The following is a 16,503-nucleotide window of genomic DNA, read 5'->3' as shown; positions in this document are numbered from 1 at the left end:
AAGCGTGCCGGGAGACAGAGATGAGCGAGACCACCCAGTTGCAGCTAGGAAAATCGGTGGCGCTGCCGGCCTCGCCTGATGAGGCAATTCTCGATCGCGTCCCCAATCCGCATGCTGACACGGCCTATCTCGCGCGTTTTACGTTTCCTGAATTCACCTCGATATGCCCGGTCACCGGCCAGCCTGATTTCGGCATTCTCGTCATCGACTACGTGCCGGGCGCATGGCTGGTCGAATCGAAATCCCTCAAGCTTTATTTTGGCTCCTTCCGCAATCACGGCGCCTTCCACGAAGCGTGCACGGTTGGTATCGGCAAGCGGTTGAACGAGCGCCTGGCGCCGAAATGGCTGCGGATTGGCGGTTACTGGAACCCTCGGGGCGGTATGCCGATTGATGTCTTCTGGCAGACCGCCGCCCCGCCGGAAGGTCTGTGGCTGCCCGATACGGGCATCGCCACCTATCGCGGGCGCTGAGAAATTCCAAGCAGGGCGGGCGCCGCCAGACCGATGATGATAAGGGCGCAGCCATAAGCGATGAGCGAACTGGCCGCGCCGATAAAATGATAAAGCGCGCCAAACATCGCGGGACCCAAGCCGTTGCCTACAAAAAAACTGGCCGCGAAGAGACCAACAGCCGCGCCGCGATGTGTCGTTGACAGTTCGGTACTGTAGGTCTGCAGATTGTTGTGCAGCAGGTAGAACGAAAACCCGTGAACGAAGAACAGGCCAAGCGCCGTCCACCACGGCAGCTCCAGGCTGAAGGCGAGCAGCGATAATCCCATCAGAATTCCGCCGAGGCGCGTCATCAGGCGCACCCCGAGCGTGTGGACAATACGGCGCACCATGATGGCATAAAGAATGCCACCGACGCCGGCCATGCCGATGACCAGACCTGCTTCGCTTGGTCCCGTCCCTGCCCGCTCGCCAAGAATGCCGGCGATATAGGGGAAGAACCCGTAGGCAACCGCCCCCTCGACCATGACCAGGAGATAAAGTGGCACCGTGCGCGGATTGGCAAAGATGCCGCGATAGCCGCGCATGACCGGGCCAAACTGCGGCATGGTGCCGCTCGCTTCCTTTTGAGAGGGAAGGAACAGCGTCGCCAGCGTGCCGGCTGCCAGCGCCATGAGGGCAGCCAGAACAAAAACCGCGCGCCAGCCAAAATGGTCGGCAACGAACCCCGACGCCGTGGCACCCATCATCTGCCCGAGAATGATCATCGCCAGGAAGCGGCCGATGGCAATCTGGCGTTCAGCAAGCGGCACCGCGTCCCCGATCGCTGCCAATGCGAGCGGAATGATCCCGCCCCCGACCGCGCCGGAAACGGCGCGCAGGAAAAACATGAGCGAATAGCCGGAGCTAAACGATGTGAGCAGGAGCAGGCCGGCCAGCGCGAAAACTGAAAAGCGGATCATCCGCGTCTTGCCGATCGCGTCACCAAACGGGCCGAGGATGGGCTGGCTCAGCGCATAGCTGAGCGCAAAGCCGGTCGAAAAAATAGCGATGTCGCCAAGCGGTCGCTGAAATTCCAGCGCCAGCTCCGGGACAATCGGATCAAGAAGACGCATGGTGAAGGTCGAGGCAAAGCCGCAGGCGCCGAGCACGGCGATGATCCTGCCGATCGGTGCGGCGGGGCTCGTGCTCACACGTTTAACGGCCGCGCCTTGGCGAGCGCATCAAAGGCCATGAGATCAGATATCAGCGCTTCAAACTGCGACAGCGGCACCATATTCGGCCCGTCGGACGGTGCCGTTTCAGGATTTTCATGCGTCTCGATAAACACTCCCGCCACCCCGACCGCGACTGCCGCGCGCGCCAGCACCGGCACAAAGGCGCGCTCGCCGCCAGAAGTCCCCCCCTGCCCGCCCGGTTGCTGGACCGAATGGGTCGCATCGAAAATGACTGGCGCGCCATCACGTTTGAGGATCGGCAAGGCACGCATATCCGACACCAGCGTGTTGTAGCCAAACGAGACGCCACGCTCGGTCACCATCACATCCACGCCACCAGCCGCAGTTACCTTGGCCACGACATGGGTCATATCCCACGGTGCGAGAAACTGCCCCTTCTTGACGTTGACACAGCGTCCCGTACGCGCCGCAGCCACCAGAAGATCGGTCTGCCGGCTGAGAAAAGCCGGGATCTGCAGAATGTCGACAACCTCGGCCAGAGCAGCGCATTGAACCGGTTCATGCACGTCGGTCAGCACCGGCAGGCCGAATTTTTCCTTGATCTCGGCGAAGATCGGCAGCGCCTGCTTCAGGCCAATGCCGCGCGCTGAGCCGGAGCTGGTGCGGTTGGCCTTGTCAAAAGAGGATTTATAGACGAGGCCAATGCCAAGCCGGCGGGAGATATCGTGGAGTGCTGCGGCCATCTCCAGCGCATGCGCCCGGCTTTCCATGGCGCACGGGCCGGCGATCACTGCCAAGGGCAGATGATTGGCAAATGCCACCTTGCCAACAGTAACGATCCTGTTTGGACGCACGCTTCTTGGGCCTTTCTCGACGCCTTCGCGAGACTTACATAGGCTTTGCCGTTCGCGCAAAGTGGAATTCGCTCGCCAGCGCTCAGACGAGACGCGATTGGTCCTTTGCTGCCGCAATGAACGAGCGAAAGAGCGGATGCGGCTCAAACGGCCGCGATTTCAGCTCGGGATGAAATTGCACGCCGATAAACCAGGGATGATCCTCATACTCGATGATTTCCGGCAAGAGGCCGTCAGGTGACAGGCCCGAAAAACGCATGCCCTTTTTCTCGAGTTCATCACGATACGCGGTATTGACCTCGTAGCGGTGGCGATGGCGCTCGCTGATCTGCCGTGCCCCGTAAATCTCGGCGACCCGCGAGCCTTCGCCAAGAAGGGCGGTGTAGGCGCCAAGCCGCATCGTTCCGCCAAGATCGCCACCACTGGCCCGCGTTTCAAGCTCGTTGCCGCGCATCCATTCGGTCAGCAATCCGACAACCGGCTCCCGGCAGGGGCCGAATTCTGTCGAGCCCGCCTCGGCGATGCCCTGGAGATGGCGCACGCCTTCGATGACGGCCATCTGCATGCCAAAGCAGATGCCGAAATAAGGCACCTTGCGCTCGCGCGCGAAGCGCGCTGCCAGAATCTTGCCCTCCGAACCACGAACGCCGAAGCCACCCGGTACCAGAATACCGTTGACGTGTTCGAGGAAGGGGCTTGGATCTTCGTTCTCGAAGACTTCCGATTCAATCCAGTCGATCTTGACCTCGACCCGGTTGGCAAGCCCGCCGTGAACAAGCGCCTCGATCAGCGATTTATAGGCATCCTTGAGCCCGGTATATTTGCCCACAACCGCAATCGTCACGGACCCTTCAGGGGCATGCAGCGATTGCGTGATCCCCTGCCAGCGCTGGAGATTGGGCTGCGGCGCCGGCTCAATGCCAAAGGCACGCAATACCGCATCATCAAGGCCCGCATTGTGATATTGCTGCGGCACATCGTAGATCGACGCTGCATCGCGCGCCTCGATCACCGAATCTTCCCGCACATTGCAGAACAGGCCAAGCTTGCGCCGCTGGTCGGCAGGGATTTCACGATCACTGCGACACATCAAAATATCGGGCTGGATGCCAATTGAACGCAACTCTTTCACCGAATGCTGGGTAGGCTTCGTCTTCATTTCCCCCGCCGAGGCGATGTAAGGCATCAGCGTCATATGGATGTAGATCGAATGCGCGCGCGGCAGATCGTTGCCGATCTGGCGGATCGCTTCGAAAAACGGCAGGCCCTCGATGTCGCCGACCGTGCCGCCGATCTCGCACAACACGAAATCGATGCCCTCATTGCCATCGAGCACGAAGGCCTTGATGGCGTCCGTCACGTGCGGGATGACCTGTATCGTCGCGCCAAGAAATTCGCCGCGCCGTTCCTTGCCCAGGATATCACGGTAAATGCGTCCGGCCGTTACATTGTCCATGCGGTTGGCCGGGCGCCCGGTGAAGCGCTCATAATGGCCCAGATCAAGGTCGGTCTCCGCACCGTCATCGGTGACGTAGACTTCGCCATGCTGATAGGGGCTCATCGTGCCCGGATCGACGTTGAGATAGGGATCAAGCTTGCGCAGACGCACCGAATAGCCGCGTGCCTGCAACAATGCGCCCAAGGCGGCGGCGGCAAGGCCCTTCCCGAGAGAAGAGACCACGCCGCCGGTAATGAAAATGTACCGTGCCATGGGATGCCATCAGTAGCCCCCGTCCATCGATTCGACGAGAGGCATGTTGCGTGAATTCACGGAAAAAAACCGGACTGCAACAAATCCGTCACAGCCCGGCGAAAATAACTGTTTTTACCTTGAAAGCGGTGCCTGCGGTCCCTGGTCAGGCTGCGGCGCGGGAGCTGCCGGCTGCTGCGGACGCAACTGGTTCAACTGATCAAGGATGCCTCCGCCCTGACCGGAAGGCGCTGTCTGCCCGGCCGGCCGCGGCGCGCTGTCGAGAATCGAACGCGGCTGACGGCTTTGCGATCCCAGTACCGACAAAATGATCGAGGTAAGAAAAAAGAGCCCGGCGAGAATGGCCGTCGTGCGCGTCAGCACATTTGCTGAACCGCGTGCAGTCATGAAGCCGCTGCCGCCGCCGATACCCAGACCGCCGCCCTCCGATTTCTGCAACAGAACAAGCCCGACAAGGACCAGTACGATCAAAAGATGAATGACGATAAGGACTTCGGCCATTGTTATGTTGCTTTTCCCTGGAGATTTCGCTGGCTGACTACACGATCCACGCCGGAAATTCAATCAATCAGCTGACAATCGTCCTCACTGAACGTTGGCAGAGCGAATGATCTCCAGGAACTCGACGGTTTTGAGGCTGGCGCCGCCAACCAGCGCGCCACCAACATGGGGCAAGGCCAGAATCCCGCGCGCATTCTGAGGATTGACTGAGCCACCATACAAAACCGGCTTGGCCGCAAGCTCCGCACTGATTTTTGTCAGACATGTGCGGATGAAGCTGTGCGTTTGCTCAATTTCCTCATTTGTCGGTGTCTTGCCGGTACCAATAGCCCAGACCGGCTCATAGGCGATCGTCAGGTCGTCTTTGGCAATTTTGTCATCCAGAACGCTGTCGAGCTGTCCCGACAGTACGCGCAGCGTCTCGCCTGCCTCGCGCTGGGCAAGCGTTTCGCCGATGCAAAGAATCGGATGAAGACCGGCGCGCCACGCAGCTTTGAGCTTGGCGGCGATCAGATCATTGCCCTCATGATGGTATTGGCGGCGCTCGGAATGGCCAATAATCACGAAGGTCGCGCCCGCATTCTTCAGCATTTCAGCCGAGATATCGCCAGTAAAAGCACCTTTTGCCGCGTCATGACAATCCTGCCCCCCCAGATGCACCTTGCCGCGACCGGCTGAGGCGAATGTGGCAAGCAGGCTCACGGGCGGACACAGAAGGACATTGGCTGGCGGCTCCTCCTTGTCGAGCGTGGCAACCAGCGTCTGAAACCCGCTGAGACTGTCCACCAGCCCATTCATTTTCCAGTTGCCGGCGATCAGCTGGCGGGAGTTCGTTTTCATCACTCGACCTTCGGTGCAACGTCATGTGCTGGATGTTATACGGGCAATAACACGGAGATCGTGGCGTTAAAATCGTAAAAAAGGCCGTGCCATGCTTGAATGTTGATGCCATGCTTTGCTATGCCGCAGGCTCTTTCTCTGATGGAGGCTCAATAAATGTTGGACGCATTGCGTCGGGGCGCTGCCTCCTGGGTGGCGCGCATCTTTCTGGGCATCCTCGTTGTCAGCTTCGGCATCTGGGGTATTGGCGACATTTTCCGTAATGTCAGCCGGGAAAATTTCGCCCGGATCGGCGCCACCCAGCTGTCGTCTGAAGCATTTCGTCTCGCCTATGATCGCGAGCGTCAGCAATTGTCCCGTCAAAGCGGTCGGGCCGTGTCGCTGGAACAGGCGCGGGCTCTGGGCCTGCATACCGAACTGGCGCGCCGCATGGTGACGGAGGCGCTTTTTGACGAAGAAGCCCGCAATCTGTCGCTTGGCGTGAGCGAGCGCGAGATTGCCCGCGCGATTGTCGATGATCCAAATTTTGCGCCCGCCGGCTCCGGCGGTTTTTCGCGCCCCTATTTCCAGTCGCTGCTGCGCGAGAACGGTCTGACAGAAGCAGGCTACGTGACCCAGCGCCGCTCCTTGACCCTGCGCCGGCAGATTGCCGACGCGCTGACCGGGAGTTTCCTTGTTCCGGCCATCTACAACGACATTGCCAACCGCTTTACCAATGAACGGCGCGCAGCCGTCTATTTTATCCTGCCGCAAGCCGAATTTGCCCAAATCGAGGCGCCTGATGAAGCAACGCTTGCGACCTATTACGACATCGTCAAAGGAGCGTTCCGCACGCCGGCGCGGCGCATCGCCGAAGTGTTGCGCGTATCGATTGCCGACATCGCCGCCAAGATCGAGGTGAGCGACGATGACGCGAAAACCATCTACGAAAACCAGAAAGCACGCTTCGGTCGTATCGAGAAACGCAACCTCGCCCAGATCAGTTTCGCCACGCCCGAGGCGGCAAGCGAGGCACTGGCCCGCCTGAAAGAGGGCAAGTCATTTGATGAACTGGTTGAATCGCTTGGCAAAAAGCCGGCGGACGTCGATCTTGGACTTGTGAGCGCTGAGGAAGTGATCGATCCGGCAGTGCGTGCGGCGGCATTTGCTCTGGCCGAAGGTGCCACCAGCGAGGTTGTCGCCGGCAGCTTCGGGCCCGTCATCCTTGCTGTTAGGGCAATCGAGGCGGGCACCGTCAAATCGTTCAGCGAGGTTGCCAGTGAGATCAAGGGCGATCTGGCGCGGGAGCGCGCGCGCAAGGCCGTGCTCGACCTCGTGGACAAGGTCGAGGATGAGCGCGCCGGCGGCGCCCGCCTGGGCGAAATAGCAACAAAACTCCAGATCACCTTCCAGGCGCTTCCAGCGATTGATCGCAATGGCGTTGACGAGACCGGTAGCGATAAGGCCTCACTTGCCGGCGGCCGGCAGGTGATCGATGCCATTTTCCGCGCCAGTGCGGGAAATGACGCTGACGCCGTCCGCCTCGGCGATGGCGGCTATGTCTGGTTCGACGTTCGCGAGATCATCGCTGAAAAGGAGCGCCCTCTCGCCGACATCCGCGATGACGTCATCGCCCGCTGGACGGGTGAAAAACAGCGCGCCGCCTTGCTCGCCAAGGCTGATGAGCTGATTGCGCGCCTCAAGGCCGGCGAACTGATCGACGTGGTCGCAACTTCTGTATCGCAGACAACAAGACAATCAGCGCTGGTCACCCGCAACGGGACGCTCGCTGAATTTTCCCGGACGGGCGCTGAAGAACTGTTTCGTGTCACCAAGGATGGCTTTGGGACGACGCTCGCCGAAAATGGCAGCGATCGCATCGTCTTTACCGTCAACGATCTTGAAGCCGCCGGCACCGCGCCACCAGACGAAAAACTGATGAAGGACCTGCGCGAAAGCATGCGCAATGACGTGTTGACGGGTTATATCGCAGCCCTTGAGCCGGAAATCGGCGTCAGCATCAATCGAAGCATCGTCGACCGTCTGGCGAGCGCTGGCGGTTCGTGATGTCGCTGAAGCCTGAACGCGATGAATTTGCTGCCACCTATCAGTCAGGAAAGCCGCAGATCGTCTGGACGAAACTGGTTGCAGACCTTGAAACGCCGGTCAGCGCCTTCCTCAAACTCTCGGCTGGCCGCACCATGCCGTTCCTCCTGGAATCGGTTGAGGGCGGCACGACGCGCGGGCGCTATTCGATCATCGGTTTTGCCCCCGATGTGATCTTTCGTGCCGATGGCGACCAGCCCAGCATCAACCGCAAGCCAGCAAGCGATCCCGATTCGTTTGAAGCTATGCCCGGCGGCACGCTGGCAGCGGTCCGCGCGCTGCTGGAGGAGAGCCGGATAGATCTGCCGGCGACGCTTCCGCCCATGGCGGCCGGCGTTTTTGGTTATCTGGCTTACGATACGATCCGCCTCATCGAGCGGATCGGCTCGCCAAAACCCGACCCGCTGGGTGTGCCCGATGCCATTCTCATACGCCCGACGATTATCGTCATCTTCGATGCCGTCAGCGACGAGATCACGATTGTAACCCCCGTGCGCCCAAAACCCGGTATCGGAGCCACGGCCGCCTATGCGCAGGCGTCCGAGCGATTGTCGCAGGTGGTGGACGCACTTGATCGCGGCATTTCAAAGGAACTCGACCAGACGAGCGCGATGAACGCGGTGCCGGCCATCTCGAACACAAGCCCGGCCGAATATCTGGCCATGGTGGCACGCGCCAAGGACTACATCGCCGCCGGTGACGCCTTCCAGATTGTGCTCTCGCAGCGCTTCGAAACGCCATTCGACCTGCCGCCCTTTTCCCTCTATCGCGCGCTACGACGCGTCAATCCGTCGCCCTTTCTCTATTTTCTCGATTTCGGCACGTTTTCGATCGCCGGCTCATCGCCTGAAATCCTCGTGCGCGTGCGCGATGGCGAGGTGACGATAAGGCCGATCGCCGGCACCCTGCCGCGCGGCAAGAGCGAGGCCGAGGATCAGGCCAATGCGGCGCGCTTGCTGGCCGATCCCAAGGAGCGGGCCGAACATCTGATGCTGCTTGATCTCGGGCGCAATGATGTAGGCCGTGTCAGCCGCATCGGCACGGTGAAAGTAACCGACAGCTTTTTCATCGAGCGCTATTCCGAGGTCATGCACATCGTCTCCAATGTCGTCGGACGCCTTGCCGAGGGCTGCGATATTCTGCAGGCGCTCTTTGCGGGTTTTCCGGCCGGGACGGTGTCCGGCGCCCCCAAGGTCAGGGCCATGCAGATCATCAACGAGCTGGAAAAGGAAAAGCGAGGCATCTACGCCGGCTGCGTTGGCTATTTTTCTGCCAGCGGCGACATGGATACCTGCATTGTCCTGCGCACCGCCATCCTCAAGGATGGCAAGCTTTACGCGCAGGCGGGCGCCGGCATCGTCGCTGACTCAGTGCCGGAAAGCGAGCTTGCCGAATGCGTCAACAAGGCCCGCGCCCTCTTTCGCGCCGGCGAGGAAGCAATCCGTTTTGCTGGCAGCGCCAGACGCGGCCAGTGAACGCGCGGGGTTGACGCTAGGAGCGGCCCGTCGGATAGGTATGTCATGATCCTTGTCATCGACAATTACGACAGCTTCACCTTCAATCTCGTCCATTATCTGGGCGAACTGGGCGCTGAGACGCGTGTCGAGCGCAATGACGCATTGACCGTCGATGAGGCGATGGCCCTCGACCCCGAGGCGATCGTTATCTCGCCCGGCCCCTGCACCCCATCTGAAGCTGGCATTTCACTACCCCTTGTCGCTCGCGCCGGCGCAAAGATTCCACTGTTTGGTGTTTGCCTTGGCCATCAGGCGATCGGCCAGGCCTTCGGTGGCTCCGTGGTCCGCGCCCCCCGACCAATGCATGGCAAGACCAGCCGCATCCTTCATCGCGGGCGCGGCGTGTTTGCCGGCATCAACGGCCCCTTCGAGGCCACCCGCTATCACTCGCTCATCGTTGCCCGCGATAATCTGCCGACTGATCTGGACATTACCGCTGAAAGCGATGATGGCATCATCATGGGTTTCTCCCATCGCCATCTGCCCATCCACGGCGTGCAGTTCCATCCCGAGAGCATCGCCTCCGCCCACGGCCATCGCATCCTCAAGACATTCCTCGAATTAGCCGCGCGCTGGAATGCCGAGCAGCGCGTCGATGTCTCCGCCTGAGGTCGCGATGATCCAGCCCGCCGCAACCGATCTCAAACCCTTCATCGCCAAAGCCGCAGCCGGCCTCGCGCTGACCCGTGACGAGGCTCGCCAGGCCTTCAACGTCATCATGTCGGGCGAGGCGACGCCTTCGCAGATCGGCGGCTTCCTGATGGCGCTTCGCGTGCGCGGCGAAAGTATCGACGAGATCGCCGGCGCGGTCGAAGTCATGCGCTCCCGGATGCTGCGGGTGAGCGCGCCTGCCGGCGCGCTCGATATCGTCGGGACCGGTGGCGATGGTTCAGGCTCACTCAATATTTCAACCGCGTCAGCCATCGTCGCGGCAGGATGTGGCGTACCGATTGCCAAGCACGGCAATCGCGCCCTGTCCTCACGCTCCGGCGCCGCTGACACGCTGGCCGCCCTCGGTGTCAAGATCGAATTGGGGCCGGAGGCTATCACGCACTGCATCCGCACCGCTGGTATCGGCTTCATGTTCGCACCTGCCCATCATGCGGCGATGAAACATGTCGGCCCGACGCGCGTTGAACTTGCAACCCGCACCATCTTCAACATGCTGGGGCCCTTGTCGAACCCTGCCGGCGTCAGGCGCCAGCTCGTCGGCGTCTTTGCTGAAACATGGGTTGAACCGCTGGCAATTGTTCTGGGCCAGTTGGGCGCAGAGCATGTGTGGGTGATGCATGCCAGCGACGGCCTCGACGAAATTACCGTGAGCGGCGAAACCTCCGTTGCCGAGTATCGCGACGGCACTGTGCGTCTGTTTTCCGTGAAGCCCGAAGATGCGGGGCTCAAACGCTATCCGCGTGGTGCGCTTGCGGGCGGAGACGCCAAGCATAATGCCGAGGCCATCCGCGCCATGCTCGATGGCGACCCAGGTGCCCATCGCGATGCCGTGCTGCTCAATGCAGGCGCCGGCCTCATCGTCGCTGGAAAAGTCAGCTCACTTGCCGAGGGGGCGGCCATGGCAGCGCAGGCCATCGACAATGGCAACGCGAGCGCGGTCCTCGCCCGCCTCATTGCCGCCTCGCAGGAGTGAGCGATGGGCGATATCCTCACCCGCATCGAAGCCTATAAGCGCCGTGAGATCGCCGCAGCAAAGCTTGCACATCCACCTGCCGCACTACGCGAGGCTGCTATCGCCGCCGCCGCTCCGCGCGGTTTCGTCGCAGCCCTGGCCAGGCGCAAGGCCGCCGGTTCGACCGGCCTCATCGCCGAGATCAAGAAGGCAAGCCCGTCCAAGGGCTTGATCCGTGCTGATTTTGATCCCCCTTCCCTCGCCGCAGCCTATGAGGCGGGCGGTGCTGCCTGCCTGTCGATCCTCACCGATGCGCCCTCGTTCCAGGGCGCGCTTGATTTCATGACAGCCGCCCGCGCGGCGACAAACCTGCCGGTGCTGCGCAAGGATTTTCTCTTTGATACCTACCAGGTGCTGGAAGCGCGCGCCGCCGGTGCGGACTGCATTCTGGTCATCCTCGCAGCCGTCGAGGACAGGCTGGCGGCTGATCTTCTGAACTCGGCTGCCGAGCTTGGAATGGACGCGCTGATTGAAATCCATGATGCCGAGGAAGCGCGCCGCGCGGTTGATCTCGGCGCCACCTTCATCGGCATCAATAATCGCAATCTGCGGACGTTTGACATCTCGCTTGCAACCACGGAAACGCTGGTGCCGCTGCTGCCGCCGGACGCGCTCATCGTCAGCGAGAGCGGTATTTTCAACCCTGCTGACATTGCCCGCATGCGAGCCTGCGGCGTCTCGACCTTTCTGGTCGGCGAAAGCCTGATGCGCCAGAGCGACGTGGCCGCAGCAACGCGGGCGCTGCTGACACCGATTTCTCATCCGGCGTTGATCTCATGACGAACCCAGCCCTCTCACATCTCAACGCCGCCGGCGAAGCTCACATGGTCGATGTCGGCGCCAAGCCCGTCAGCGAGCGTGTGGCGATTGCCAGGGGCCATGTGGTGATGGCCGCCGCGACCATGGCAATCATTGCCTCCGGCAACGCCAAGAAAGGCGATGTGCTGGGTACCGCGCGCATTGCCGCCATCATGGCCGCCAAGAAAACCCATGAGCTGATCCCGCTCTGCCACCCCTTGCTGCTGAACGCCATCACCGTTGATCTGGCCATCGATGAGAATCTGCCCGGCATCAGCGTCACGGCGAGCGTCAAAGTCGCCGGCCAGACCGGTGTCGAGATGGAGGCATTGACCGCCGTCTCGCTTGCCTGCCTCACCATCTACGACATGGTGAAGGCGGTTGATCGCGGCATGCGGATCGAGGGCATTCATCTTGTTGAAAAGAGTGGCGGGCGCTCGGGTCATTTCATCGCCCAGGATCAGTCCGCGTGCTGAGCGTTGAGGAGGCGCGCCGCCGCATTCTGGCCGGCGTCAACCGTCTGCCTGCCGAAATCACGTCAATCGACGACGCGCAGGGACGCGTTCTCGCCGACCCTCTACTGGCCCGGCTGTCGCAACCTCCCTTCGTCGCTGCCGCGATGGATGGTTACGCGATACGAGCGATGGATGCAGCTCAGGACGCCTCGTTTCGCGTCATTGGTCAATCGGCGGCCGGAAGCCCTTTCGCCGGCAGTCTTGGCGAACGTCAGGCGGTGCGCATTTTCACCGGCGCGATCGTCCCCGCCGGTGCCGACAAAGTCATCCCGCAGGAGTTCGCCAGCCGCGAGGGCGATGACGTCCGTTTTCCTGCGCTGCCATCCTCTCCCTTTGTCCGCGCGCTCGGACTTGATTTCAGCCTCGGTGATGTGGTCCTGGAGGCTGGCCATCAACTGGATGCGGCCGCCATCGGTCTGGCAGCGGCGGCCGATCATCGCCAGCTCGCCATCGTCAGACGCCCGCGCATCGCCATTCTTGCGACCGGCGACGAGATCGTACCGCCCGGAGCGATACGGGCCGACGGCCAGATCCATTCCTCCTCACTCTATGCCGTGCGCGCTGCCTGCCTTGCCGCCGGCGCCGAGGTGATCAATCTTGGTATCGCTCGCGACGAGAGAGAGCTGCTGGCACAGCGTTTTGCGGCAGCAATCGCCATACCAGCCGATGTGATGATCACGCTTGGTGGCGCGTCGGTCGGCGATCATGATCTGGTCCAGGAAACCTTCGCGCGCGCTGGTGGCGAACTCGGTTTCTGGCGTATCTCCATGCGCCCCGGCAAGCCGCTGATCTTTGGCACTGCCGGGTCGCTCCGCCTTCTTGGACTGCCCGGCAATCCGGTGTCGTCGTTTGTATGCTGCTGGCTTTTCGTTCTGCCACTGATACGCGCCCTCCTCGGGCTTGCATCTGAACCAAAGCAGTGTCTGGCCCGCCTCAGCGCCGATCTGCCTGCCAATGACGAGCGCGAAGACTACTTGCGCGCCCGCCTGGTCAGCGATCCGCACGGCACCATCACCGCCACCGCCTTCTCCAGACAGGATTCCTCGCTGCAATCTGTTCTTGCAGGCGCCAACGGCCTCATCCGTCGCCCTCCCCACGCGCCCGCTGCGCGGGCCGGAGAGATGTGTACCGTCCTGCCATTATCCACCTGAGAGCGCGCTTTTGATCGTTTGATCAATCTTAATTCTTTCTTTACGCTTGCGGAACACAACTAGAACAGGTACAAAAAGTTCCTGATTTGTTTCGCTGTGAGGAATCGCCAGACATGCTGACGCGCAAGCAATTTGAGCTGCTGATGTTCATTCACGAGCGCTTGAAGGAACAGGGCGTTCCCCCCTCTTTCGATGAAATGAAAGAAGCGCTTGATCTGCGCTCCAAATCGGGCATCCATCGCTTGATCACAGCGCTTGAGGAGCGAGGTTTTATCCGCCGCCTGCCGCATCGCGCCCGCGCTTTGGAAGTTCTGAAACTGCCGGATTCGGTCGCGCCCGGCCTCGGCTCTCCGCGCGGGCGGGGCTTTTCGCCCTCGGTTGTTGAAGGCGGTCTTGGCAGGGTGCCAGCGCCACGCGCCGCCGCGCAACCGGTGGAAGACTTCGCCAACAGCGTGATAGCGATCCCGGTCATGGGGCGGATTGCCGCTGGCACGCCCATCAGCGCCATCGAAACCCATTCGCACACGATCTCGGTACCGGTTGATTTTCTGACCAGCGGTGATCATTTCGCGCTCGAGGTACGCGGCGATTCAATGATCGAGGCGGGTATTTTCGACGGAGATACAGTGCTGCTGCGTCGTCAGGACGGCGCGGATAATGGTGATATCGTGGTGGCGCTGGTCGATGATGAGGAGGCAACCTTGAAGCGGTTACGCCGGCGTGGCGCCTCCATTGCCCTGGAAGCAGCAAACCCGACCTTCGAAACCCGTATTTTTGGTCCCGACCGCGTGAAGATCCAGGGCAAGCTTGTGGGCCTGCTGCGCCGCTATTGATCGGCGCGCCGCGCTTTGCCTCGCATGAGGGCATACTGCAAAAATGAAGGAATCGGTTTTCTGTAGCAGTACGTAAAAACAATAAGATAAGTGAAGATTGCGATGCTGTTTGAACGCAGTCTGCCCTAGCTGCCGGGACGCCGCCACCACACGTCACGCGAGCGCAGATCGCTTGACGGACACCACGCTCGCTCACCGCAAGTCTGCGCATTTGATACGATGCGCGGCTGACCGTTGCGCCAGTAGATGACCATTCCAGCAGCCTTGCGGATCACCTGACCGTCGAGGATCAGGCGTGGAAAGGCGCATGACGATGGCGCCACACCATCGGGAATGATCAGGATATCGGCACGGCGGCAATCCTCCTCCACCGCCTCAGGTGTCTTGGCTATCGCCACCAGATGATCACGACCGAGAGGCAGCGTACAACCCAGCGCGTCACATCGCCTGCCGCCGCTCAGTGTCGCCGCCTCAGGCTGGCGCGTATCGCCATCTGCTTCCAGCCAGCGCGACAGTGCAAATCGATCAGCCGGCACCCCATCAGCCCGCAGGATAGATCCGCCATCGCGGACCGCGACAAGCCGACCGCTGGCCGACACATACAGATCAGGTTGTGGCTCGATGAGCCATAGAGCGACGCCAGCCAGATAAAAAACCATGCCGAAAAGGGCTATGCGGGTCTTCCAGAAGCACATCCACATGGTGCCGAAAACCGCACAGAGCATGGCCGCGACGCTGAAGCCGGGAAGCAATGATGTGGCGTGGGGAAAGGCAGCGACAAAACGCGCGATATCAAGCATGCGCGCCACGCCAAACCCGAGCGCATCAATGGCAAAGCCCGCCGGGCCGATGTTGAGCATGATGAGCGTCAACACTGCCATCGGCATGACGAAGATGTCGACGATCAGCATCGCCAGCACATTGCCAACGACGCCAAACCAGGCGATGCGATGGAAATGATGGAGGGTGATCGGCAACATGGCGATCTCAACCAGAATACTGACGATGGCCGTCGCCAGCACCGCTTCGGCGAAGCGGCTGGCAAAGCGCAAGCCGCGGGACTGCTCTCGCGTCGCCAAGCGCGGCAGCAATTTGTGCTCATAAACAGCAATCAGCGTCGCGGTTGCTGCAAACGACATCTGGAAGCTCGGCGAAACGAGGGATGAGGGGTGATAGGCGAGCAGTATCAAGGCGGCCAAAGCCAGATTGCGCATCGTCAGCGCCGGCCGGTCCAGCAGGACTGCGGCGAAAACGATGCAGATCATGATAAAAGAGCGGGTCGTCGCCACTTCCGCCCCTGACGCCACTTCGTAGAACGCAGCCGTCACCAGTGCCACCACCGCCGCGATCTTTTTCAACGGCAGACGCAGCGCCAGCGGGCCAAAACCGGCCAGAACGGCCCTCACCAGCCAGAATGCTCCACCCGCCACCAGCGCCATGTGCAACCCTGAAATCGACAGCACATGGAGAAGGCCCGACGCATTGAACTCGCGATTGATGTCATCAGGGATGGCGGTGCGCTGCCCGGTCACCAGCGCCGCCGCGATCGGCCCGAGTTTCGCGCCAAGACGCTCCACGATCGCCATCGTCATCCGCGTCCGCCAGGCCTCGACTGCCAGCGCCACACGCAAACGAATCCCCGGTTGCGGCAGGTCGATGATCTGCGGTTTGCCACTGACAAACGCATAACCGCCGATACGATCAAAAAATCCGGCAAACCCGGAAGAATAAGCGCCGGGATGCGTTGGCAATGGCAACGGAGCAAGACGCGCCGAAAAGGCGACGGCCTGCCCGATCTTCAGCCCGGCAAGCGAGCGCCCGACCGCGATCAGCCGCCGTGGTGGCGCTGCCTTGGCGCCGATACTGACAATCTCGATCATCAGACGCGGCGCCTTTTCCGACCGCTCCTCGATCCGGCGGACATATCCCGTCACTGTCGCCTTCGGGATCACGCTCTCGATGCGCGGGCCGTCAACCAGGCGGATGGAGATATCCGTGCTGAGAAGCCCGCCCGCCAGCGCTGCCAGGATAAATCCGACATTGGCCAGATGCGGCAGATCGCGCATGGCAAAGCCAAGCGCGAGCGCTGCACCAATCAGCGGATAGAGGAGCATGGCAGGCGGATGGGCGGGAAGCGCCAGGTGCACCAGCACCCCGATCCCCATTGCTGGCGCCAGCCAGAGCGCCGGGCGGCCATAAGCCGTTTCGATATGCCACTGCGCGGCAACGAACCGGCGCCAGTCGAGACCATGCCAGCGTTGTCGCGCCTCGACGCCCAGCGCTTTCGCCAGACCTGCTACACTGACCGGACGCGCTCCTGACTGCACTGGCTGATTGCCTTATCTTCGAATTCGTCCTTTCTCATGCTACCAGACCTCGCGACC

The 16,503-nt window shown here is 61.3% G+C and carries 15 protein-coding genes; 9 read left to right on the top strand and 6 right to left on the bottom strand.

The window, feature by feature from the left end; translation table 11 throughout:
- Window positions 1–20: 20 nt before the first annotated feature.
- A complete protein-coding gene (gene queF / locus ACINK1_RS03735) occupies window positions 21–473 on the top strand; it encodes a preQ(1) synthase (RefSeq protein ID WP_376801061.1) in 453 nt (150 codons plus the stop codon).
- On the opposite strand, the gene ACINK1_RS03730 is transcribed toward queF, so the two are convergent.
- From ACINK1_RS03730 to tpiA, 5 genes are all read right to left on the bottom strand, one after another.
- Entirely contained in the window at window positions 458–1,645 is a 1,188-nt protein-coding gene (locus ACINK1_RS03730; protein WP_376801062.1) for an MFS transporter, read from the bottom strand. The genes queF and ACINK1_RS03730 overlap by 16 nt on opposite strands.
- Window positions 1,642–2,484, bottom strand: coding sequence for a 3-deoxy-8-phosphooctulonate synthase (kdsA, locus tag ACINK1_RS03725; RefSeq protein WP_376801063.1), 843 nt, complete (start codon window positions 2,482–2,484; stop codon window positions 1,642–1,644). The genes ACINK1_RS03730 and kdsA overlap by 4 nt, the downstream gene beginning before the upstream one ends.
- Window positions 2,485–2,566: 82 nt before the next feature.
- Complete coding sequence (locus tag ACINK1_RS03720; RefSeq protein ID WP_376801064.1) at window positions 2,567–4,195, bottom strand: CTP synthase; 1,629 nt, start codon at window positions 4,193–4,195, stop codon at window positions 2,567–2,569.
- Window positions 4,196–4,309: 114 nt separating this feature from the next.
- Window positions 4,310–4,696, bottom strand: a complete 387-nt coding sequence (gene secG / locus ACINK1_RS03715) for a preprotein translocase subunit SecG (RefSeq protein WP_376801065.1) — start codon at window positions 4,694–4,696, stop codon at window positions 4,310–4,312.
- Between the two features lie 84 nt (window positions 4,697–4,780).
- Complete coding sequence (gene tpiA, locus ACINK1_RS03710; protein WP_376801066.1) at window positions 4,781–5,536, bottom strand: triose-phosphate isomerase; 756 nt, start codon at window positions 5,534–5,536, stop codon at window positions 4,781–4,783.
- 156 nt (window positions 5,537–5,692) lie between these two features.
- Here tpiA and ACINK1_RS03705 point away from each other — a divergent pair, with 156 nt between their 5' ends.
- The 8 genes from ACINK1_RS03705 to lexA all read left to right on the top strand — a co-directional run bounded on the left by ACINK1_RS03705 (window position 5,693) and on the right by lexA (window position 14,119).
- Entirely contained in the window at window positions 5,693–7,582 is a 1,890-nt protein-coding gene (locus ACINK1_RS03705) for a SurA N-terminal domain-containing protein (protein WP_376801067.1), read from the top strand.
- On the top strand, window positions 7,582–9,096 hold the full coding sequence (gene trpE, locus ACINK1_RS03700) for an anthranilate synthase component I (protein ID WP_376801068.1): 1,515 nt from the start codon (window positions 7,582–7,584) through the stop codon (window positions 9,094–9,096). Before ACINK1_RS03705 ends, trpE begins: the two co-directional genes overlap by 1 nt.
- A 45-nt stretch (window positions 9,097–9,141) precedes the next feature.
- Window positions 9,142–9,747, top strand: a complete 606-nt coding sequence (locus tag ACINK1_RS03695) for an aminodeoxychorismate/anthranilate synthase component II (RefSeq protein WP_376801069.1) — start codon at window positions 9,142–9,144, stop codon at window positions 9,745–9,747.
- A 7-nt stretch (window positions 9,748–9,754) separates the two neighbouring features.
- Window positions 9,755–10,783 (top strand): anthranilate phosphoribosyltransferase, encoded by a 1,029-nt coding sequence (gene trpD / locus ACINK1_RS03690; protein WP_376801070.1) that lies wholly within the window; start codon window positions 9,755–9,757, stop codon window positions 10,781–10,783.
- A gap of 3 nt (window positions 10,784–10,786) precedes the next feature.
- On the top strand, window positions 10,787–11,602 hold the full coding sequence (trpC, locus tag ACINK1_RS03685) for an indole-3-glycerol phosphate synthase TrpC (RefSeq protein WP_376801071.1): 816 nt from the start codon (window positions 10,787–10,789) through the stop codon (window positions 11,600–11,602).
- Window positions 11,599–12,096, top strand: a complete 498-nt coding sequence (gene moaC, locus ACINK1_RS03680) for a cyclic pyranopterin monophosphate synthase MoaC (RefSeq protein ID WP_376801072.1) — start codon at window positions 11,599–11,601, stop codon at window positions 12,094–12,096. Before trpC ends, moaC begins: the two co-directional genes overlap by 4 nt.
- Window positions 12,090–13,286, top strand: coding sequence for a gephyrin-like molybdotransferase Glp (gene glp / locus ACINK1_RS03675; RefSeq protein WP_376801073.1), 1,197 nt, complete (start codon window positions 12,090–12,092; stop codon window positions 13,284–13,286). The genes moaC and glp overlap by 7 nt, the downstream gene beginning before the upstream one ends.
- Before the next feature lie 113 nt (window positions 13,287–13,399).
- A complete protein-coding gene (gene lexA, locus ACINK1_RS03670; protein WP_376801074.1) occupies window positions 13,400–14,119 on the top strand; it encodes a transcriptional repressor LexA in 720 nt (239 codons plus the stop codon).
- A 125-nt stretch (window positions 14,120–14,244) separates the two neighbouring features.
- Here the strand turns inward: lexA and ACINK1_RS03665 are convergent, their stop codons facing one another.
- On the bottom strand, window positions 14,245–16,446 hold the full coding sequence (locus tag ACINK1_RS03665) for a ComEC/Rec2 family competence protein (protein ID WP_376801075.1): 2,202 nt from the start codon (window positions 16,444–16,446) through the stop codon (window positions 14,245–14,247).
- Window positions 16,447–16,503 lie beyond the last annotated feature (57 nt).

Origin of the sequence: Raskinella chloraquaticus (SeqCode) (assembly GCF_021731865.1) — a bacterium.
Classification (GTDB): domain Bacteria; phylum Pseudomonadota; class Alphaproteobacteria; order Rhizobiales; family UBA4765; genus Raskinella; species Raskinella chloraquaticus.
The sequence above is the reverse complement of the archived record's forward strand: the minus strand, read 5'-3'. Positions and strand labels throughout refer to the sequence as shown.

Coding starts and splice junctions, on each gene's coding strand:
- trpC (WP_376801071.1), top strand. CDS start 10,787: ATGGGCGATATCCTCACCCGCATCGAAGCCTATAAGCGCCGTGAGATC.
- tpiA (WP_376801066.1), bottom strand. CDS start 5,536: ATGAAAACGAACTCCCGCCAGCTGATCGCCGGCAACTGGAAAATGAAT.
- ACINK1_RS03705 (WP_376801067.1), top strand. CDS start 5,693: ATGTTGGACGCATTGCGTCGGGGCGCTGCCTCCTGGGTGGCGCGCATC.
- lexA (WP_376801074.1), top strand. CDS start 13,400: ATGCTGACGCGCAAGCAATTTGAGCTGCTGATGTTCATTCACGAGCGC.
- ACINK1_RS03695 (WP_376801069.1), top strand. CDS start 9,142: ATGATCCTTGTCATCGACAATTACGACAGCTTCACCTTCAATCTCGTC.
- moaC (WP_376801072.1), top strand. CDS start 11,599: ATGACGAACCCAGCCCTCTCACATCTCAACGCCGCCGGCGAAGCTCAC.
- ACINK1_RS03720 (WP_376801064.1), bottom strand. CDS start 4,195: ATGGCACGGTACATTTTCATTACCGGCGGCGTGGTCTCTTCTCTCGGG.
- queF (WP_376801061.1), top strand. CDS start 21: ATGAGCGAGACCACCCAGTTGCAGCTAGGAAAATCGGTGGCGCTGCCG.
- trpD (WP_376801070.1), top strand. CDS start 9,755: ATGATCCAGCCCGCCGCAACCGATCTCAAACCCTTCATCGCCAAAGCC.
- trpE (WP_376801068.1), top strand. CDS start 7,582: ATGTCGCTGAAGCCTGAACGCGATGAATTTGCTGCCACCTATCAGTCA.
- secG (WP_376801065.1), bottom strand. CDS start 4,696: ATGGCCGAAGTCCTTATCGTCATTCATCTTTTGATCGTACTGGTCCTT.